Raw genomic sequence first — 18,249 nt, 5'->3', positions numbered from 1 at the left:
GGCCTTCCGGTCCGCTAGCGACGGCCCCGCCACCAGCGACCCAACCGTCCACGCGGTGGCACGGGTTCGGCCTGCGGCGGGGCCACGGCACCGGGGTGCTCGGCGACCATCAGCAGGAACAGCCGGGCCCAGCGCAGCCGTTCGCCGCGCGGCCAGTCCTGCGCCCGCAGGGCCGCCGAAGCCGCCTGGCACACCGCGCCGTTGACCCGGACCTCGGCGACGTCATGGCCGGTCTTGCCGCCGAAGAACAGCTTCACGCCGTTCACCTGGCGGTCGGTCAGCTCCGGCAGCTCGGCGGCGGTCAGCACCGGGGTCAGTTCGCGCCCGGCGAGCCAGTCGGTCAGCGGGCCGGTGTCGGCTCCGAAGACGGCGGCCGGGCCCTGCACCACGTGCCAGCCGGGGAAGTCGGGCGTGGAGCAGTGCGCACCGCTGCCGCCGAGCAGCCCGACCACGGTGGTCGCCGTGGTCCCGGCCCACATCCTGACCGCGCTGTCGAGCTGCTCCACCTCGGTGCCGCCTACGCCGGCTGCACAGTCCCAGATCACCGGGGCGTCGCCCCGGCCGAGGTGCAGCACGTAGCCGAGGTCGAGGTGGCCGCCGGTGCCGGGCTCGGTGTGCTCGCGGAACGCCACCGCCGTGGTGCCTGGTCCGCGCACCACCGCACCGTCCACCGTGAACTCCTGACCCAGCCCGGCCATCTCGCGGACCACACCGCGCTGGACCACGGCCAGCCGCTCCTCGGGGCGCACAGACGGGTCTCCTCGCTTCGCAGCACTTCGAACAGCGGCTCTCGATGCTCGAACGCCGCGAGCGTATCGGCCCGACGTGAGCGGTGTCACGGTGAAGGTTGGCGGAGCGGGATCGAGCGGGTACGCACGGCGATTTCCGCCACCCTCCGTGGGCGGGCCGGGGACGAAGCGTCAGCGAATCGGGCCCCCAGAGGCCCAGGTCCCGTCCGGAGCGTGACCTTCGTCCCTGATCATCCTTATTGACCGTTCAACCGGGGCTTGCCAGCAAGCGGAGGATCGGCTTCTATTCGAGGCCTGTCCGGTGAACGACCGGACGGGCTCAACCGGGCGGAACGCCGAGTCCTGCCGCCGCCCGGCGCCTCGAACAAGGCACGCATGGCAGGAGCGGGGGACCCAAGGTAAGTCGCCGAACCGGTGTGACCGGTCCGGCTTGGGGTGAAGCCGCATTCCTGCGGCCGGGCAACTCCAGCCCGAACCCGACAGCTCACCTCGTAGGCGTCGGAGAGGACCACCCATGTCCGCACAGGGCAAGCACCGTCGCGTCCAGCTGTCCCACCTGACCCGGATCGCCGTCGCGACCGGCGTCCTCGGCGCCACCTTCGCGCTTCCGGTGGCCGCCGCCAGCGCCCACCAGGGCCACGCCACCGCCGTCGCACCGCAGGCCGCCCCGGCTGCCGCGAGCACTCTCGCCACCGAGACCGCCACCGAGACCCCGGCCGTGGCCCCGGTCGCGGACGCCACCCCGGCGGCGAGCCAGTACAAGGTCGTCGGCGGCGACACCCTCTCGAAGATCGCCACGGCCCAGCAGGTCGACGGCGGCTGGGAGAAGCTCTACCAGGACAACCGCAGCGTGGTCGGCGGCAACCCGAACCTGATCTTCCCGGGCCAGCAGCTCTCGCTCTCCGGCAAGGCCGCGGCCGCCGTCGCGCCGAAGGCCGCCGAGGCCCCCAAGGCCGAGACCAAGCCCTCCACCAACTCCACCGCGGACACCTCCACCAAGGCGTCCCGCTCCAAGTCGGCCGTCGCCCCGAAGGCCGTCGAGGCCCCCAAGGCCAAGCCGGCCACCACCGCGCCGAGCACCGCCGCCGCCAAGCCGGCCACCGTGGCCACCGGCGGTTACGTCGCCCCGGTCAGCGGCGGCACCTCCACCGCGTACCACGCCTCCGGTTCCTCCTGGTCCAGCGGCTACCACACCGGTGTCGACTTCCGCGCCTCGACCGGCACCAGCGTCAAGGCCATCACCGCCGGCACCGTGGTCTCGGCCGGCAACGGCGGGTCCTACGGCAACGAGGTCGTCGTCAAGCACGCCGACGGCAAGTACTCCGAGTACGCCCACCTCTCCTCGATCTCCGTCTCGGTCGGCCAGTCCGTCTCGGCCGGCCAGCAGCTGGGCCTCTCCGGCGCCACCGGCAACGTGACCGGCCCGCACCTGCACTTCGAGGTCCGCACCGGCCCGTCCTACGGCTCCGACATCGACCCGGTCGCGTACCTCCGCGCCCACGGCGTGAGCCTGTAACGGTCTGACCCCGTCTCAGACGCCTTCGGCCCCCGGATCACCGATCCGGGGGCCGAAGGCGTACCCGCCCTGCCGCACAGACGACTTCGGCCCCGGGCCGGCGACTTGGTCGCCGGCCCGGGGCCGAAGTGGGTGGAGCGGGTGACGAGAATCGAACTCGCGTGACCAGTTTGGAAGACGTAGCCACCACCTGGCCCTTGAGCAGCGCACTCTCTGACTAGCAGGGGAGCGAGTTCGTCGCCATGATTCCCTGTGGTTCCCCGGGGCTAGCTGGCGGACCGGGCACGCAACGGGCACGTGGCTGGGCTCCGACTGCCTGCAGGAGTAGCATCCAGCCATGACGAAGGTCGCACTCATCGGTAGCCATGAAGTGTTGAGTAAGAAGATCGACGTTCAGCTCGTCAAGGGCAGGGCGCTCTTGGACCTTCCTCGTGCGAGTGTTGCAGAGGTCGAGACATTCCAGTCGAGCTTCTTCACTTGGAACGAGTACACGCAGACTCTCCTGACGATGAGCTTCAAGGTTGAGGGAGCACTGACATCAGCGCCGCCCGGTGAGTTCATCGCCCTTGATCTTGGTGTGTTTGATGTCAAGTACGGAACGGCCAAGACAGCTGAGGCCGTGAGGTCTTCAGTCCTGGCGACCCTTGAGAAGAAGTTGCGGGTGCTGGAGTCGATCAATGATCGTCTTGAGATCTGGGTTGAGGCTGCTCCACCAGTGCCGCGTCACGTTTCGGGCGATGCGATCTTCCTGGTGCATGGTCGAGATCACGCAACCCGCGAGACTGTTCGCAGCTTCCTGCAGCAGGTCGCCTCGCGAGACGTGATCGTGCTTGATGAGCAGGCAGGTAAGGGAGCCGACATCCTTGGGAAGCTCCTGAACCATGCCCAGAAGGCTGCCTACGCCATCGTGCTTCTGACAGGAGACGATGAGGGCCGCCTGGCAGGCGAGGGTGACCTCAAGCCCCGGGCGCGCCAGAACGTGATTTTGGAGCTCGGCCTGTTCTTGGGCCTGCTCGGTCGCCAGAACGTCATGGCCTTGTACGAGCCGGGAGTTGAGATCCCCAGCGACTTCCTAGGCGTCACCTACGTTGAACTTGACCCCTACAAGGCGTGGAGGATGGGCGTCGTGAGCGAGCTTCGTGCGGCTGGCATCGACGCTTCGATTGACCGGACCCTCGGCTAACAGATGGATGCCGCGCTGAGCGTCACCGCGCGGGTGGTGGAGCGGTTTTGGCCGGTGTCCTGTCTGGTCTGGGGCCGAGCATGATCGGGGGGCCGTAAGCTCGCCGCGTCTCGGTCAGGGCTTTTGGGCCTGACCGCAATTTGGCCGAGTGGCCCCCCGGTCTTGCTCGGTGCGGGGCCCGGTCCTGGCAGGTGGGTAAAACCGCGGAGCCGCCCGCCCTCAGCCCCGTTTGGGTTTGGTCCTTCGACCGGTCATGGTGCTCTCGCTCAGGCGCGCGGCCGGCGGCCGGGCCGGGAAGCGGGGCGGAGACAGGAGCGCACGGCCCGGCGTCGAGCCGGGCAAGCGCGCGCCGAGCGGAGCGAGGCGCCTTGAACCCGTAGAGAAGGTTTTTACTCAACTCCCCGACATCGTCAACGTTCGCCCGTCATGGGCACGGACATGGGGCGGCTCGTCCTGGAGTGCATCCGTGATGCGGACCGCATAGACCTCGCCCATCTGGGCAATGACCTCGTCCGGGGTCAGCCAGTCGACGGCGGTGGACTCGTCGGACAGGCGCTCGTGCCCGCTCTCGGGGTGGCAGCGGAAGACCAGGGCGACGATTCCCCTGGCCATGTTCTTGTAGACCCCGGTGAGCCGGTCGACCTGGACCAGGATGCCGGTCTCCTCGAAGACCTCGCGCCGTACCCCGTCCTCGACGGTCTCCCCGAGTTCGAGCACCCCGCCCGGCGGCTCCCAGGTTCCGTTGTCGGCTCGGCGGATCGCCAGGACCCGGCCGTCCTCCCGGACCACGACGCCGGCCACCGACACGGAGTGGAGAGGCGTTGACGCTTGAAGTGAGGGGCTGCTACTCATGTACAGGAGAATAGGAGCCCGAGAACAACTATGGCGAGCGGTGAAGCGGCCTCGACGGCCAAAGCGAAATATCTGCAGATCGCGGATGACCTTGCGGCGCAGATCCGTTCGGGGGCTCTGGGTCCCGGGGCTGCGGTCCCGAGCGAAACCGAACTGATGGAGCGCTACGGCGTGGCGTCCGGCACGGTCCGGAAGGCGGTGGCCGAGCTGCGGACGACCCAGCTGATCGAGACCCACCATGGCCGGGGCTCCTTCGTCCGCTCCCGGCCCCCGGTGCAGCGCAAGTCCTCGGACCGGTTCCGGCGGGCTCACCGCCTGGCGGGCAAGGCTGCGTACCTGGCCGAGGCCGAGCAGTCCGGCGGTACCCCCTCGGTCAACGTCCTCTTCGTTGGCGCCGTCGACGCGCCCGCCGAGATCGCTGAGCGGCTGGGCATCCCGGCCGGCACCAAGGTGCTCGCCCGGAAGCGGCGCTACTTCCGTGACGGCACACCGACCGAGGAGGCCACCTCCTACCTGCCGTGGGACGTGGTGAAGGACATCCCGGAGATGTTCGCCGAGAACCCTGGCGGCGGCGGCATCTACGCCCGGCTCGAAGAACACGGTTACGCGCTCGCGGAGTTCACCGAGACGGTCCGGGCCCGGCTGGCGACCAAGCCCGAGACTGCTGCCCTGGCGGTGAGCCCTGGCTCCCCGGTGATCCATCTGGTTCGAGATGCGACGACTTCCGCCGGTCGCGTGGTTGAGGTCTGTGACACGGTGATGGCCGCTGACCAGTTCGTTCTGGACTACCGGTTCGCCGCGCGCGACTGACGGACGATCAACTTCCGCAACCCACTACGAGATTGTTCTCGTAGTGGGTTGACTCATGTACAGGAGTCGGGCACTCTCTATCCATCAGCTCATGTACATGAGTGCATGAGGTCGCCTCTTTTAGAGGAGATGGACCCGAGTGGCTACCTTCAAGATCGACACCTCGACCGCCTTCGTGTTCGTCGTCGTGCCCCCGGCGCCCAAGCTGGTCAACAAGCAGACCGGCGAGATCGCCCTCGACCGTGAGACCGGAGCCAAGCTGCTGACCGTGGGTCTGACCATCGCGGACGACGGTGAAGCGAACCTCTACACGGTCACCGTCCCCGAGACCGGCATCTCGGACGGGCTGACGGTCGGCATGCCGGTAGCGGTCACCGCGCTCAAGGCCCGGGACTGGGAGAACGAGTTCAACGGTCAGAAGCGGCACGGGATCTCGTTCCGCGCCATGGCCATCACCGCCCTCGCCCCGGCGCGGAGCTGATCGCCATGTCCGAGCTGCTGACGCTGGCTCAGGTGGGTGGGCCGCTGGCCGCCGTGACCGGCGGTGCGATGGTCGCCCGGGCAAAGACCCCGGCCCTGTACTGGTCGGCGATCGGCCTGCCGGTCACGGCAGTGCGGTTCTCCGCCACTTACGGCAGCACCATGGACGCCTGCGGGCTGACCGTCGAACCGTCCCGGCTGCGGGTCCTGGTGACCCGGGCGCTCACCCGGCGGGAGATCCGGCCGGTGCCGCCCAAGGTCCGCCGAGTCCGCCCGACTTCGACGGGCCTGCGGATCCAGCTGCGGCTGGCACCCGGTCAGGAACCGGCCGACGTGGCCGCCTCGGCGGAACGTCTTCGCCATGCGTGGGGTGTCCACGCCATGCACGTCTCGATCGTGAAGCCTGGCGTGGTGGAGCTACGGATGACCGGCTTCGACGTGCTCCGCAAAGTGCGGATGCCGCGCGGCCTGCCGACCGATGACCTGCTGGTCCCGGTGGCTGTGCGGGACGACGGCACTGCCTTCGTTCGGGACTACCGGGTCATCCCGCACTGCCTGACCCTGGGCACGACCCTCTCCGGCAAGTCCGTCTTCATGCGCAACCTGATCGCGGGGCTCGCCCGGCGGAAGGTCGCCCTGGTCGGGATCGACTGCAAGCTCGGCGTCGAACAGGCGCCGTTCGCACCCCGGCTCTCAGCCTTGGCCACCGACTCGCAGCAGGCCAGTGCACTGCTGGACAAGCTGGTTGAGGAGATGGAAGCCCGGTACGACCTGATCCGCGACCACCAGGGCATTCCCGGCATGGTGTTGGACGAAGAGATCACCTCGGACGTCTGGGGCTTGCCGGTCGAGCTGCGGCCGGTGCCGCTGGTGCTGATCGTGGACGAGGTCGCGGAGCTGTTCCTCGTCGCCTCTCGCAAGGACGAGGAGCGGCGCGACCACATGGTCACGCAGCTGATCCGCCTCGCCCAGCTGGGCCGCGCTGCAGGGATGTTCCTGGAGGTCTGCGGCCAGCGGTTCGGCTCCGAGCTGGGCAAGGGTGCCACCATGCTCCGGGCTCAGCTCACCGGCCGGGTGGTCCACCGGGTCAACGACAAGCCGACCGCCGAGATGGGGCTCGGCGACATCTCACCCGAGGCGGTGCTCGCCGCTACCCAGATCGCCCCGGAGATGCCGGGCATGGCGGTGGCAGGCGACTCCTCCGGCGGCTGGTCCCGCATCCGGACACCGAACCTGTCCCTCGCGGACACCGCCCGGATCTGCCGGGAGACCGCTCACTTGGCTCCCGTGTTGCCCGGCTTGGCGGCCTTCCGCCCCGTCGCTGTACACGCCTCGGCTGATGGCGCTCGGCTGCTCAAGCCGCATCCCCTCGCCGACTGACCACCTCAACCCCGCGCGGCGTGACGGAACTTCACGCCAGGTCCCTACCCCTGCCATGTCCGAAAGGGATGCCCCTGATGCGACTGCCCCGCCCGGACGCCGTGCTTGTGCAAGCCGCCATCGCCGGAGCACTGTCCTTCGCCCACCTCCATGACCTTGCCCAAGCCGCCGGACAGGACGGCTGGAAAGCCTGGGCCTACCCGGTCTCGGTCGACCTGCTCCTGGTCGCTGCCTGGCACCGGATGCGCGTCCTCCGAGCCACCGGCGCCCCAGCTTCGGCCGCCTGGATCTGGTTCGCCATCGCCCTGGGTGCCTCGCTCGGTGCCAACGTCGCCACGGCCGGACTGCTCGACCTCGGCGAGGTCCCGGCCTGGCTCCGCATCCTCGTCGCTGGTTGGCCCGCACTCGCCTTCTTCGGCGGCACCCTGCTCGCCCACGGCGCGAGCGATACCCGCCCCGCCGGAGCCGAGCCGGAACTCCCGCTCTACGAGCCCGCACCTCCTCTGGCCGAGCCAGAGACCGAAGTCGTCGAAGCGCCCGAGCCGGCGCCCGCGCTCCCGCCCGTTCCGCCGGCCGTTGCGGTGCCCGCCGCGCTGATCGAGCACGCCCGCAAGGTCGCCGCCGAGCACCACACCCGCACCGGAACGCCGATCGACTCGGAAGCCCTGCGCGTCCGGCTCGGCGTCCCCGCCCACTTTGCCGACGCCATCGCAGCCCAGCTCACCTGACCGGAGGTCAGACCGTGCCTCGTCCGATCCGTCCCCGCAACAGCATCCGCATCGGCCCCGTCCAGGTCGCCACCTACTTCGACGGCCGGGGCCGCGAGAAGCACGCCGCCGTCTGCACCGCCCCGCGCTGCGGATTCTCCGCCGACTACGACTCCCGCGCCGCCGCCGAGATCGCTGCCCGCACCCACCGCTGCACCGTCCGCTGACAGGAGACCCACCTCATGAACGTCACCCTGCCCCTGGTTGTCGTCCTCGGCGCCGCCACTTGGACCGCCATGAAGCTTCTCGGCATCCGGCTGTGGGTCGCCGCCCTGATCGCCCTCTTCGGCTTCTACGTCGCCGGGACCTTCATCGCCCCGGTGATCGAGGAGACCACTCGTTCCGGCGTCAACGCCGTCACCTCGAAGTGACCGGGGGAGTCGCCATGAAGACCGATCTTCTGACACTCCCTCCGCTGGACCTTGGCCCGGACGTCTCGGGCTTGGTCGCCGAGATCGAGGCGTACCTCGCCTCCCTCCCCGTCCCCGCCCAGGTCGTCGTGCCGTACGTCTGCCCGCTCGGCAGCACGGTGCAGTCCTGGCACATCGGCTTCCCGCTCCCAGCTCCGACGCTGCTCGACCGCCTTGCCCGGCGCTCTGCCCGGCCGGTGCTGGTGAGCGTGGCGGATCACCTGCGGTTGACCTCCCGCTACCTGCACCACGCGGGCTGGACCCAGGGCGCCCTGTGGGACCACAAGGGCCGCGTCTGCCTCCTCGGCGCTCAGGCCGCCGTCCTGGCCCACGGCTTCGGTACCCCGCACACGGTCGGCCGGGCCCGCAACCAGGTGATGGAGGTCCTCCACGCCACCGGCCGCCCGGTCACCTCGCCGGACGCCTTCAACGACGCCCCGACGACCCGTCAGGCCGACGTGCACCACCTGCTCGACCGCGCCGCTGCCCGCGCCCTGTCGCTCGGCATCTGAAGCGCAGACCCCGGGGCCGGACAAGCCGCCAAGCATCCCACCGACCCCGGACCCGCACCCCTCCGTGAACCGTCCCGGAAGGAACCGCCCGATGGACCTCGCACCGCTGCTCGCCGCCGGCGTCCCGCTGATCGGCTGGAGCGCCCACAGCACCCTCCTGGTCCGGCGTCTGGCCACAGCCCGCCGCGACCCGCTGACCGGCCTGCTGACCCGGGACGGTTTCACCGCCCGCGCCGAGAAGCTGATCCGCTCCCACCCGGAGCGCACCACGGTCCTGCTGATCGACCTGGACGACTTCAAGCACGTCAACGACACCTACGGCCACGCCGCCGGTGACGCAGTCCTGGCCGACACTGCCGATCGGCTCACCGCCTGGTGCGGCCCGAAGGGGATCGCCGCCCGCCTCGGCGGGGACGAGTTCGCCGCCGTCGTCCTTGACGCTTCCGACCGGCTTGAGCTGCTGAGCGCCGTCCTTACAAGGCGGATGTCGCTCGCTGACCGGGAGATCACAGTGGGCGCCTCGGTCGGGGTCTGCTGCCTGGCCGACCTGCTGCATCCGTTGCTCACGGACGCGCTCGCTATCGCGGACCGCGACATGTACACCCGCAAGGCCGACGGCCGAACCTCCCGCTGCCGCTGAACAGCGAAAAGCCCCGGGGCGGCAAAAGCCGCCAAGCATCCCACCGCCCCGGAGCCGCACCCCTTCCCGAACCGAAGCCCGACGAAGGAGACCACCACATGATGCCCCGACCCACCGCACCCCACGCCCGGATCTGCCGCGACTGCCACGGCTTCGGCCGCGCCCACATCGCCACCGGCCTCACCCGCCCCGACGGCACCCGCGACACCACCGGCGTCAACTGCCAGACCTGCCACGGCCTCGGCACCGTCGCCCGCCCGGTCGCCCTCGTCGGCTCCCGCGCATGAGCGCCACCACAGCGCCACCCGTCGCCGACCTGCTCGGCCTGGCCCGACTCGGCACCATGCCCGCGCTGATGCGCCAGCTCTCCGGCCTCGCCGGGTGCACCACCCCCATCCGCCTGCACGGCTGGCGGACCGAAGCCGACGCTGCGACGGGTCAGGTCCTGCACCACCTGGAGTCCGCCGAACTCCCCGCCGGCCACCTGCTGGTGCGCTGCGGCAACCGCCGCACCTCCCGCTGCCCGTCCTGTGCCGAGACCTACCGCCGCGACACCTTCCACCTGATCACCGCCGGACTCACCGGCGGCAAGGGCACTCCCGAGAGCGTTGCCACCCACCCCCGCGTGTTCGCCACCTTCACCGCTCCGAGCTTCGGCCCGGTCCACAACCGGTCCGCCTCCGGGCGCTGCCGCTGCGGCGCTACCCACCCGGCCGACGACCCGTTACTCGGCTCACCGCTGGACCCGGAGCGCTACGACTACGAAGCCGCGGTGCTCTGGAACGCCCACGCGGGCAAGCTCTGGGCCCGCTTCTCCATCCACCTCCGCCGCGAGATCGCCAAGCGAGCCGGGCTGACGCAACGCGAGTTCCGCGACCACGCCCGGGTCTCCTTCGGCAAGGTCGCTGAGTTCCAGAAGCGCGGCGCCATCCACTTCCACGCCGTCATCCGCCTCGACGGCCCCGAAGGCGACATCGACCGTCCACCGGCTTGGGCGTCGGCCGAACTGCTCACCGATGCGATCCGCGCCGCCACCTACCGCACTGAGATCCCCGGCCCGTACCTCGACGGCCGTGACCACCGGTTCGCCTTCGGCACTCAGCTCGACATCCGTCCCATCCGCAGCGCCGACTTCACCGGCCCCGTCCAGATCACCGAACGGGCAGTCGCCGCGTACATCGCCAAGTACGCGACCAAGGGCGCCGAGACAGCCACCGGCGCCCTCGACCGCCCCGTGAAGTTCCTCGCCGATATCGCCCACCTTGACGTCCCCGAGCACGCCCGCCGCATGATCCGTACCTGCTGGAACCTCGGCCGCCACCCCGCCCTTGAAGAACTTCGCCTCCGGGCCTGGGCTCACATGCTCGGCTTCCGGGGCCACTTTTCAACGAAGACCCGCCGCTACTCCACCACCCTCGGCGCACTCCGCGACGCCCGAACCGCCTGGCGCCGAGCCCGGACCCTCGAACGCCTCCACGGCCCCGATGCTCCGGCGGTCGAGGAGACCACCCTCGTCCTCGCCCACTGGGTCTACGCCGGCACAGGATTCACCCCCGGCGAGTCCTGGCTCGCCGCCGCCCTGCAACCAGCCCCCGGAACGGAAGGAGAACCCACCCATGCCTGACCTCGACCCCTTGCTGAGCGTCGACCAGGTCGCCGAGCTGCTCGGCACCACCCCGCGCTTCCCTCGCCGCCTGATCGAGGAACGGCGGATCACCTTCGTGAAGGTCGGTCGCCACGTCCGCATCCGGGCCTCGGTCCTGGCCGCCTTCATCGAGGCGAACACCGTGCGGCCGACCGTTCGCCGTACTGGGCTGGGGGTGGCTGCCTGATGGCCAGGAAGCGCACCTTCGGCCGGGTCCGCAAGTTGCCCTCCGGCCGCTGGCAGGCTCGCTACCCGGGCCCGGACGGCATCGACCGCCCGGCGCCCAAGACCTTCGCCACCAAGAAGGAAGCGGACGACTGGCTAGCCGCCACCCAGACCGAGCTGCGGGTGGGGGACTGGTTCGACCCCGACGCCGGGCGGGTCACCTTCGAGACCTTCGCGAAAGCCTGGATCGCCGAGCGCGGCCTGGGCGTCCGGACAGTCCAGCTCTATGACTCGCTCCTTCGGCTGCATCTCGCCCCGACCTTTGGGCACCTGGCCGTCGCCGACATCACCCCGGCCGCCGTCCGGGCCTGGCGGGCCGGCCGACTCGCAGCAGGCACGGGCGCTTCGACGGTCGCCAAGTCGTACGCGCTGCTCCGCTCGGTGCTGAACACTGCGCTGGCCGACCGGCTGATCCGCCGGAACCCCTGCCAGATCAAGGGCGGAAGTAAAGAGGAGACCCCGGAGCGCCCGACCGCCACGGTCCCCGAGGTGTACGCCATCGCCGAGTGGATGCCGGAGCGGTACCGCGCCCTGGTCCTCATCGCCGCATTCTGCGGGCTGCGCTGGGGCGAGCTGATCGGCCTCTCCCGCCGCGACGTGGACACCGAGGCCGGGACGATCCGGGTCCGCCGCTCGATCGCCGAGCTGTCGAACGGCGAGCGCGTCGCCAAGCTGCCCAAGTCTGCGGCCGGCGTCCGCACGGTCGGCCTGCCCGACGTGATCCTGGCCGAGGTGCGGCACCACATGGCTACCTTCGCGGAGCCGGGGTCCGACGGCCGGGTGTTCGTGGGGGAGAAGGGGGCGACGCCGCGCCGCAACCACTTCAACCGGCTGTGGCGCCGGGCCTGCGCCGCCGTGGGCGTCAACGGCCTGCACTTCCATGACCTCCGGCACCTCGGCAACCAGCTGGCCGCCTCGACCGGGGCGAGTCTCAGGGAGCTGATGGCGCGGATGGGGCACAGCACCACTCGGGCGGCGCTCATCTACCAGCACGCCACGGCCGAGCGCGAACGTTCGATTGCCAAGGCAGTGAGCGACCTGGTGAGAAAGGCCCGGCCGGAGAGTCGCAACCCCAAAGCGCCGGAGGCGCTCGACGACTCAGCACCCTGAAAGACGCTCGACGGACCGGCCCTGGTCAGGTGATCACATCGCCGACCGGGGCCGGTCTGCTGCTCTCGGCGGCCTTCGCCAAAGGGGACGGGGCGCAGGTGCGCCGCTGATACGTTGAATTGTGTGATCAGTCAGGTCGTTACTCTGCTTGGCGTGCTGGCTGGGGCCCTCACGTCGTACTTCGTGACCTCAGCCTCCGAGCGGGCTCGGCACCGCAGGGCGATGGACACCCGGTGGGACGAGCGGAAGCTCAACACCTACGTCGAGTACGCGTCGGTGGTGAAGGAAGCCCACCGTGCGGCCAAGGCGGCGTTCCAGGCCAGACAGACTCCGGATGAAGCAGTGGCTCTGCTCGCCGAGATGGATGACGCCGAGAGCCGGCGGTCGGTGCTCTTCGAGACCCTCATCCTGCTGGCCGAGCCCTCGGCGATCACAGCGGCGAACGCCGTGAACGGCCGCCTCTGGGATGCCCTTCGCCTGGCTCGCCGCCAGCAGGGCGAGGACAGCGACTGGGACAGCGTCGGTGCGGGGCTGATCGCGGCCCTCGGCGAGTTCCACGGGCGGGCACGCTCGGACCTTGGAATAGCGGGTGCACTCAGCCCGGCGACCTAGCCGGCCTGGAGCCCGACCCGGACCCCGGCACCAAGCCCGGCTTGGACGGGCACGCCACGGGCACAGCGCTCTGACGGACCCTCAAACGACCTCGGCCCCAGGCTGGCGACAATGTCGCTGACCTGGGGCCGAGTTGGTGGAGCGGGTGACGAGAATCGAACTCGCGTGACCAGTTTGGAAGACTGGGGCTCTACCATTGAGCTACACCCGCGTGTGTGCCTGGGCACAGAGTGACCCCGGGCCGTTGCCGGTCGCGAGGACAGGGTCAGCGTACCTGGTCGGGTCGGTTGGTTGCACACCGCTTTGGGGGTCGGGGCGGTTCGGCGGGTCTCCGATATGACCGCTGGGGCGGCATGGGCGGCGTGTACGCTTCCTCTCGGCACCACGGGGTGTGGCGCAGCTTGGTAGCGCGTCCGCTTTGGGAGCGGAAGGCCGTCGGTTCGAATCCGGCCACCCCGACAGTGCGGCAGGGTCTCGTCGACGAGCGGGGCCCTGTTGGCGTTTCGGGGGTCGGGCGGGCAAGGTGGAATGTTGAGCATTCACCCACCAGTCGCACCGGAGCCCGCAGAGATGTCCGTCCGCACCGTCGAGCCCAGGATCGCCGTCGGCGTGGTCTTCGTGGCCTCCCTGTTCATGTCCATCATGGACACCACCATCGTGAACGTGGCCCTCCCCTCCATCGGGCGGCAGTTCTCCGTCGATCCGGCCTCGGTCGGGGTGATCAACGTCGGGTACCTGGTCAGCCTCGCGGTGTTCGTGCCGCTGTCCGGCTGGCTGGGGGACAGGTACGGCACCCGGCGGGTGTTCCTGGTCTCGCTGGCGCTGTTCACGGTGGCCTCGCTGCTGTGCGGAAGTGCCCAGAGCCTCGGGCAGTTGACGGTGTACCGGATCTTCCAGGGGGCGGCGGGCGGCCTGCTCACCCCGGTCGGGATGACCATGCTGTTCCGGGCCTTCCCGCAGGAGGAGCGGATGCGGGCGACCCGGGTGCTGATGCTGCCGACCGCCGTGGCCCCCGCGCTCGGTCCGGTGCTCGGCGGCTGGCTGGTGGACGGCTGGTCCTGGCACTGGGTCTTCATCGTCAACATCCCGATCGGCGTGCTCACCCTGGTGTTCGGCCTGCTCTTCCTGCCCGACTACCGCACCGAGCGGGCCGGCCGCTTCGACGCGGCCGGCTTCCTGCTCGCCGCGGCCGGCTTCGGCCTGGTGATGTACGCGCTCTCGGAGGGGGCGGGCCAGGGCTGGGGGAGCCCCGGCATCGTCACCGCCGCAGCGGTCGGCGGCGCCGCGCTGGTCGCCCTGGTGCTGGTCGAACTCCGCAGCGCGGCACCGATGTTGGACCTCCGGCTGTTCCGGGACCGGATCTTCAGGACGACCAACCTGCTCTCCCTCTTCTCCGGTGCGGCCTTCCTCGGCATGCTTTACCTGATCCCGCTGCTGATGCAGGACGCACTCGGCATGGATGCCCTGCACAGCGGTCTGATGGTCTTTCCGGAGGCGATCGGGGTGATGATCGCCTCGCAGGTGGCCGGTCGGCTCTACCCGAGGTTCGGCCCGCGCCGGCTGCTGGTGGCGGGGGCAACCGCGGTGGCGGTCTGCCTGGCGCTGATGGCGACGATCGGCCCGGAGAGCAACCTGTGGGCCGTCCGGGCCCTGCTCTTCGTCACCGGCTTCGCGATGGCGCACGTCTTCATGCCCTCGCAGACCGCGGCCTTCGCCACCGTCCCGATGGCGGCGACCGGCGCCGCCTCCACCCTCTACAACGCGCAGCGCCAGCTCGGCTCCGCGCTGGGGGTCGCGGTGCTCGGCACGGTGCTGGCCGGAGTGGGGACGGTCACCACCTCGGCGGCGGGTACGCCGACGGCGAACCTGGCCGCCTACCAGGCGGCCTTCCTGACCGCGGCGGGGCTCGCGCTGGTGGCGGCCGTCGCGGCCCTGTTCGTGCGGGATTCGGATGCCGCCGCGACCATGCGGGGCCCGGCGGAACGCACCGCGCCGGAGCCCGTCGAGGTCTGAGTACGACCCGAAGCGCGGCGCCCTGGCGTCCGCCTTTCGTGGTACCGGTAGGATGGGCCGCTGGCGGTCGTCCCTGTGGCATGTGTACAGGTCAAGCCGCCCGAGGGCGAGGAGTCACGCTCACCGTCCACCCCCGTACGGGAGATGCAGCTCCAACCGCCCATCGCCCGTCTCGCCCGAACCCGATCGGCCCACGGCCGGCCGGCCGAGGGCGGAGACAACCTGACCGCAAGCCCCTAGGAGACCAAACCGTGAAGAGCGCCGTCGAGACTCTGAACCCGACCCGGGTTCGACTCACCGTCGAGGTGCCCTTCGAGGAGCTCAAGCCGAGCCTCGACGCGGCTTACAAGAAGATCAACTCGCAGGTCTCGGTCCCGGGCTTCCGTAAGGGCAAGATCCCGAACCGCGTCATCGACCAGCGCTTCGGCCGTGCCGCGGTGCTGGAAGAGGCCGTCAACGACGCGCTGCCGCGCTTCTACACGCAGGCCGTCGACGAGGGCAAGATCGAGGTCCTCGGACAGCCCGACATCACCGACATCCAGGGTGTCGAGAACCTCGCCGACGGCGGTGACCTCAGCTTCATCGCCGAGGTCGACGTGCGTCCCGAGATCACGCTCCCGGACTTCGCCGGCATCGAGGTCGTCGTCGACCCGATCGTGGTCGAGGACGAGGACGTCGAGAAGTCCCTGGAGCAGCTGCGCGAGCGCTTCTCCTCGGTCAAGGACGTCGAGCGCGCCGCCGCCGAGGGCGACGTCGTGGTCGTCGACCTGGAGGCCAAGGTCGACGGTGAGGTGCCGGACGACGGCACCGCCACCGGCGTGAGCTACGAGATCGGCTCCGGCCGCCTGCTCGACGGCATCGACGAGGCCGTCGTCGGCCTGTCCGCCGGCGAGTCCGCGACCTTCACCACCGAGCTCAAGGGCGGCACCCAGGCCGGCCAGAGCTCCGAGGTCACCGTCACCGTGACCGCCGTCCAGGAGAAGGAACTCCCGGCCCTGGACGACGAGTTCGCCCAGCTGGCGAGCGAGTTCGACACCCTGGAGGACCTGAAGGCCGACTCCCGCAAGCGCCTGGAGCGCATGCGTGAGTTCGACCAGGCCACCCAGGCCCAGGAGCGGGTGCTCGACGAGCTGCTGAAGCTGGTCGAGATGGACTACCCGGAGAAGCTCCTCAAGGACGAGGTCGAGACCCGCAAGCACAACCTCGAGCACCACCAGCTCGAGCCCATGGGCCTGACCCTCGAGACCTACCTCGCCACCCAGGACAAGTCCGTCGAGGACTTCGCCCAGGAGACCGAGGACCAGGCCAAGAAGGGCATCAAGACCCAGTTCGTGCTCGACGAGATCGTCGACAAGGAGAAGCTGGGCGTCAACCAGGAGGAGCTCACCGAGCACCTCATCCGCCGTGCGGCGGGCTCCGGCATGACGCCGGACCAGTTCGCGCAGCAGGTCGTCCAGGGCAACCAGGTGCCGCTGCTCGTCGGCGAGGTCGCCCGCGGCAAGGCGCTGGCGCTGGTCGTCGAGGCCGCCAAGGTCACCGACACCAACGGCGAGGTCGTCTCGTTCGAGGACGACGAGGAGACCGAGGAGTCCGGCGAGACCGCCGAGACCACCGAGGCCTGATCCCCACCGCTGTAGAGAACGGTCCGGACACCCCGCTGACGGGGTGTCCGGACCGTTCTGCGTTCTCCCGCACCAGGACCCCTCGGGAGGCCGCTCCGGGCCCGCTCGGGGCCCGCCGGGAGCCCGCCCCGACCCTGCGCTCACAGCGAACAGTTCTGCGTGGGGGATTCTGCGGCCGGGCCTGCGCGTTAGGGTCCTTAGACAGTGACATTCACGCAGTGATATCTAGCTGTGCGACAGAGCGGCGGCTGTAGCGCGGCCGTCCAATTCGACTGAGCAGGTGGCTAAGTGACGTTCCCGCAGATGCAGATGCCTGGCCTGATGGCGCCGCACGCCGCCGGTGGTGACGTGCTCGGCGGCCTGGGCGACCAGGTCTACAACCGACTGCTCAACGAGCGCATCATCTTCCTCGGCCAGCAGGTCGACGACGACATCGCCAACAAGATCACGGCCCAGCTCCTCCTCCTGGCGGCCGACCCGGAGAAGGACATCTACCTGTACATCAACTCGCCCGGTGGCTCGATCACCGCGGGCATGGCGATCTACGACACCATGCAGTACATCAAGAACGACGTGGTCACCATCGCGATGGGCATGGCCGCCTCGATGGGCCAGTTCCTGCTGACCGCGGGCGCGAAGGGCAAGCGGTTCTCGCTGCCGAACGCCAACATCCTGATGCACCAGCCCTCCGCCGGTCTCGGCGGTTCGGCCACCGACATCCGGATCCAGGCCGAGCAGCTGCTGCGCACCAAGAAGCGGATGTCGGAGCTGATCGCCGCGCACAGCGGCCAGTCCTTCGACCGGGTCACCGCGGACTCCGACCGGGACCGCTGGTTCACCCCGGAGCAGGCCAAGGAGTACGGCCTGATCGACTCGATCATGCACAGCGCCGCGGACGTTCCCGGCGGCGGCGGCACCGGCGCCTGACAGCAGCCGGCAGCAGACCCAACCGACCGTCACGCTTCGGAGGACCGAACACCCCATGAACACCGCGCGCACCGAGTTCACCGCCCCGAGGGCCGAGGGCCGCTACATCGTCCCGCGCTTCGTCGAGCGCACCTCGCAGGGCATCCGCGAGTACGACCCGTACGCCAAGCTGTTTGAGGAGCGCATCATCTTCCTCGGCTCCCAGGTGGACGACGTCTCGGCCAACGACATCATGGCGCAGCTGCTCTGCCTCGAGTCGATGGACCCGGACCGTGAGATCCAGATGTACATCAACTCGCCCGGTGGCTCCTTCACGGCGCTCACCGCGATCTACGACACCATGCAGTACGTCAAGCCGGACATCACCACCGTCTGCATGGGCCAGGCGGCCTCCGCGGCGGCCGTGCTGCTGGCGGCGGGCACCCCCGGCAAGCGGATGGCGCTGCCGAACGCCCGGATCCTGATCCACCAGCCCTACACCGAGACCGGCCGCGGCCAGGTCTCCGACCTGGAGATCCAGGCCCGGGAGATCTTCCGGATGCGCGAGCAGCTGGAGGAGATGCTCTCGAAGCACTCCAACAAGCCGGTCGAGCAGGTCCGCGAGGACATCGAGCGGGACAAGATCCTGACCGCCGAGGAGGCCCTGGAGTACGGGCTGATCGACCAGATCATCTCGACCCGGAAGTCTTCTCTGACCTCCTGAGCCCGGCCGGGCTCACCGGGCGGAGCATGGCCCCGCGCCATGCTCCGCCCGTGTCTTCGACGGCATCTGTTCGGTATCAATTCGCCCTGGGCG

21 protein-coding genes, 2 tRNA genes and 1 riboswitch are annotated in these 18,249 nt (G+C 69.9%); of the genes, 20 read left to right on the top strand and 3 right to left on the bottom strand.

The genetic code is table 11. From position 1 onward, the window contains the following. Positions 1–14: 14 nt before the first annotated feature. The gene (locus ABT118_RS15010; RefSeq protein WP_350668489.1) at positions 15–749 is read right to left on the bottom strand and encodes a DUF6348 family protein; all 735 of its coding nucleotides are present in this window, start codon (positions 747–749) and stop codon (positions 15–17) included. A 358-nt stretch (positions 750–1,107) separates the two neighbouring features. Beyond that, positions 1,108–1,260, top strand: a riboswitch (cyclic di-AMP (ydaO/yuaA leader). A gap of 3 nt (positions 1,261–1,263) precedes the next feature. On the opposite strand from ABT118_RS15010, the gene ABT118_RS15005 reads away from it, so the two are divergent. Continuing rightward, positions 1,264–2,265 carry a M23 family metallopeptidase gene (locus ABT118_RS15005; protein WP_350668488.1) on the top strand — a complete coding sequence of 334 codons (1,002 nt, stop codon included), beginning with the start codon at positions 1,264–1,266 and terminating at the stop codon, positions 2,263–2,265. A 337-nt stretch (positions 2,266–2,602) separates the two neighbouring features. Continuing rightward, positions 2,603–3,448: a TIR domain-containing protein gene (locus ABT118_RS15000; protein WP_350668487.1), complete on the top strand. Its 846-nt coding sequence runs from the start codon at positions 2,603–2,605 to the stop codon at positions 3,446–3,448. Positions 3,449–3,841: 393 nt separating this feature from the next. On the opposite strand, the gene ABT118_RS14995 is transcribed toward ABT118_RS15000, so the two are convergent. Beyond that, positions 3,842–4,312, bottom strand: a complete 471-nt coding sequence (locus ABT118_RS14995) for an NUDIX hydrolase (RefSeq protein ID WP_350668579.1) — start codon at positions 4,310–4,312, stop codon at positions 3,842–3,844. Positions 4,313–4,330: 18 nt separating this feature from the next. Between ABT118_RS14995 and ABT118_RS14990 the strand changes: the two genes are divergently transcribed. The 13 genes from ABT118_RS14990 to ABT118_RS14930 all read left to right on the top strand — a co-directional run bounded on the left by ABT118_RS14990 (position 4,331) and on the right by ABT118_RS14930 (position 12,891). Then, positions 4,331–5,110 (top strand): GntR family transcriptional regulator, encoded by a 780-nt coding sequence (locus ABT118_RS14990; RefSeq protein ID WP_350668486.1) that lies wholly within the window; start codon positions 4,331–4,333, stop codon positions 5,108–5,110. 139 nt (positions 5,111–5,249) lie between these two features. Continuing rightward, positions 5,250–5,591 (top strand): SCO3933 family regulatory protein, encoded by a 342-nt coding sequence (locus ABT118_RS14985; RefSeq protein ID WP_350668485.1) that lies wholly within the window; start codon positions 5,250–5,252, stop codon positions 5,589–5,591. 5 nt (positions 5,592–5,596) lie between these two features. Continuing rightward, positions 5,597–6,970, top strand: a complete 1,374-nt coding sequence (locus ABT118_RS14980; protein ID WP_350668484.1) for an FtsK/SpoIIIE domain-containing protein — start codon at positions 5,597–5,599, stop codon at positions 6,968–6,970. A 77-nt stretch (positions 6,971–7,047) separates the two neighbouring features. Beyond that, entirely contained in the window at positions 7,048–7,698 is a 651-nt protein-coding gene (locus ABT118_RS14975) for a DUF2637 domain-containing protein (RefSeq protein WP_350668482.1), read from the top strand. A 14-nt stretch (positions 7,699–7,712) separates the two neighbouring features. Further along, positions 7,713–7,904, top strand: coding sequence for a mobile element transfer protein (locus tag ABT118_RS14970; protein WP_350668481.1), 192 nt, complete (start codon positions 7,713–7,715; stop codon positions 7,902–7,904). 15 nt (positions 7,905–7,919) lie between these two features. Then, positions 7,920–8,108, top strand: a complete 189-nt coding sequence (locus tag ABT118_RS14965) for a hypothetical protein (protein WP_350668480.1) — start codon at positions 7,920–7,922, stop codon at positions 8,106–8,108. Positions 8,109–8,122: 14 nt separating this feature from the next. Further along, positions 8,123–8,659 carry a DUF6197 family protein gene (locus ABT118_RS14960; RefSeq protein WP_350668479.1) on the top strand — a complete coding sequence of 179 codons (537 nt, stop codon included), beginning with the start codon at positions 8,123–8,125 and terminating at the stop codon, positions 8,657–8,659. 91 nt (positions 8,660–8,750) lie between these two features. Then, the gene (locus ABT118_RS14955; protein WP_350668478.1) at positions 8,751–9,299 is read left to right on the top strand and encodes a GGDEF domain-containing protein; all 549 of its coding nucleotides are present in this window, start codon (positions 8,751–8,753) and stop codon (positions 9,297–9,299) included. Positions 9,300–9,397: 98 nt separating this feature from the next. Further along, positions 9,398–9,586 (top strand): hypothetical protein, encoded by a 189-nt coding sequence (locus tag ABT118_RS14950; protein WP_350668477.1) that lies wholly within the window; start codon positions 9,398–9,400, stop codon positions 9,584–9,586. Further along, the gene (locus ABT118_RS14945; protein ID WP_350668476.1) at positions 9,583–10,923 is read left to right on the top strand and encodes a replication initiator; all 1,341 of its coding nucleotides are present in this window, start codon (positions 9,583–9,585) and stop codon (positions 10,921–10,923) included. Before ABT118_RS14950 ends, ABT118_RS14945 begins: the two co-directional genes overlap by 4 nt. Beyond that, a complete protein-coding gene (locus ABT118_RS14940) occupies positions 10,916–11,131 on the top strand; it encodes an excisionase family DNA-binding protein (protein ID WP_350668475.1) in 216 nt (71 codons plus the stop codon). Before ABT118_RS14945 ends, ABT118_RS14940 begins: the two co-directional genes overlap by 8 nt. After that, positions 11,131–12,279, top strand: a complete 1,149-nt coding sequence (locus tag ABT118_RS14935; protein WP_350668474.1) for a tyrosine-type recombinase/integrase — start codon at positions 11,131–11,133, stop codon at positions 12,277–12,279. The genes ABT118_RS14940 and ABT118_RS14935 overlap by 1 nt, the downstream gene beginning before the upstream one ends. 123 nt (positions 12,280–12,402) lie before the next feature. Further along, a complete protein-coding gene (locus ABT118_RS14930) occupies positions 12,403–12,891 on the top strand; it encodes a hypothetical protein (RefSeq protein WP_350668473.1) in 489 nt (162 codons plus the stop codon). A gap of 137 nt (positions 12,892–13,028) precedes the next feature. Here the strand turns inward: ABT118_RS14930 and ABT118_RS14925 are convergent. After that, a tRNA-Gly gene (locus tag ABT118_RS14925) sits at positions 13,029–13,102 on the bottom strand. 174 nt (positions 13,103–13,276) lie between these two features. On the opposite strand from ABT118_RS14925, the gene ABT118_RS14920 reads away from it, so the two are divergent. The 5 genes from ABT118_RS14920 to ABT118_RS14900 all read left to right on the top strand — a co-directional run bounded on the left by ABT118_RS14920 (position 13,277) and on the right by ABT118_RS14900 (position 18,156). Further along, positions 13,277–13,350, top strand: a tRNA-Pro gene (locus ABT118_RS14920). Between the two features lie 111 nt (positions 13,351–13,461). After that, a complete protein-coding gene (locus tag ABT118_RS14915) occupies positions 13,462–14,904 on the top strand; it encodes an MDR family MFS transporter (RefSeq protein WP_350668472.1) in 1,443 nt (480 codons plus the stop codon). A 251-nt stretch (positions 14,905–15,155) separates the two neighbouring features. Further along, complete coding sequence (gene tig, locus ABT118_RS14910; protein ID WP_350668471.1) at positions 15,156–16,526, top strand: trigger factor; 1,371 nt, start codon at positions 15,156–15,158, stop codon at positions 16,524–16,526. Positions 16,527–16,835: 309 nt separating this feature from the next. Then, the gene (locus ABT118_RS14905; RefSeq protein WP_502884554.1) at positions 16,836–17,453 is read left to right on the top strand and encodes an ATP-dependent Clp protease proteolytic subunit; all 618 of its coding nucleotides are present in this window, start codon (positions 16,836–16,838) and stop codon (positions 17,451–17,453) included. 55 nt (positions 17,454–17,508) lie between these two features. Then, positions 17,509–18,156: an ATP-dependent Clp protease proteolytic subunit gene (locus tag ABT118_RS14900; protein ID WP_184919476.1), complete on the top strand. Its 648-nt coding sequence runs from the start codon at positions 17,509–17,511 to the stop codon at positions 18,154–18,156. The last annotated feature ends 93 nt before the right edge of the window (positions 18,157–18,249 follow it).

This window comes from Kitasatospora sp. NPDC002040, from assembly GCF_040296785.1.
Classification (GTDB): Bacteria; Actinomycetota; Actinomycetes; order Streptomycetales; family Streptomycetaceae; genus Kitasatospora.
The sequence above is the reverse complement of the archived record's forward strand: the minus strand, read 5'-3'. Positions and strand labels throughout refer to the sequence as shown.

What these genes read in the sequence shown, in the direction of transcription:
- ABT118_RS14955 (WP_350668478.1), top strand. Translation starts at nt 8,751, where the DNA reads ATGGACCTCGCACCGCTGCTCGCCGCCGGCGTCCCGCTGATCGGCTGG.
- ABT118_RS15000 (WP_350668487.1), top strand. Translation starts at nt 2,603, where the DNA reads ATGACGAAGGTCGCACTCATCGGTAGCCATGAAGTGTTGAGTAAGAAG.
- ABT118_RS14975 (WP_350668482.1), top strand. Translation starts at nt 7,048, where the DNA reads ATGCGACTGCCCCGCCCGGACGCCGTGCTTGTGCAAGCCGCCATCGCC.
- ABT118_RS14905 (WP_502884554.1), top strand. Translation starts at nt 16,836, where the DNA reads ATGCCTGGCCTGATGGCGCCGCACGCCGCCGGTGGTGACGTGCTCGGC.
- ABT118_RS14980 (WP_350668484.1), top strand. Translation starts at nt 5,597, where the DNA reads ATGTCCGAGCTGCTGACGCTGGCTCAGGTGGGTGGGCCGCTGGCCGCC.
- ABT118_RS14915 (WP_350668472.1), top strand. Translation starts at nt 13,462, where the DNA reads ATGTCCGTCCGCACCGTCGAGCCCAGGATCGCCGTCGGCGTGGTCTTC.
- ABT118_RS14960 (WP_350668479.1), top strand. Translation starts at nt 8,123, where the DNA reads ATGAAGACCGATCTTCTGACACTCCCTCCGCTGGACCTTGGCCCGGAC.
- ABT118_RS14935 (WP_350668474.1), top strand. Translation starts at nt 11,131, where the DNA reads ATGGCCAGGAAGCGCACCTTCGGCCGGGTCCGCAAGTTGCCCTCCGGC.
- ABT118_RS14965 (WP_350668480.1), top strand. Translation starts at nt 7,920, where the DNA reads ATGAACGTCACCCTGCCCCTGGTTGTCGTCCTCGGCGCCGCCACTTGG.
- ABT118_RS15005 (WP_350668488.1), top strand. Translation starts at nt 1,264, where the DNA reads ATGTCCGCACAGGGCAAGCACCGTCGCGTCCAGCTGTCCCACCTGACC.
- ABT118_RS14900 (WP_184919476.1), top strand. Translation starts at nt 17,509, where the DNA reads ATGAACACCGCGCGCACCGAGTTCACCGCCCCGAGGGCCGAGGGCCGC.
- ABT118_RS14940 (WP_350668475.1), top strand. Translation starts at nt 10,916, where the DNA reads ATGCCTGACCTCGACCCCTTGCTGAGCGTCGACCAGGTCGCCGAGCTG.
- ABT118_RS14945 (WP_350668476.1), top strand. Translation starts at nt 9,583, where the DNA reads ATGAGCGCCACCACAGCGCCACCCGTCGCCGACCTGCTCGGCCTGGCC.
- ABT118_RS14990 (WP_350668486.1), top strand. Translation starts at nt 4,331, where the DNA reads ATGGCGAGCGGTGAAGCGGCCTCGACGGCCAAAGCGAAATATCTGCAG.
- ABT118_RS14950 (WP_350668477.1), top strand. Translation starts at nt 9,398, where the DNA reads ATGATGCCCCGACCCACCGCACCCCACGCCCGGATCTGCCGCGACTGC.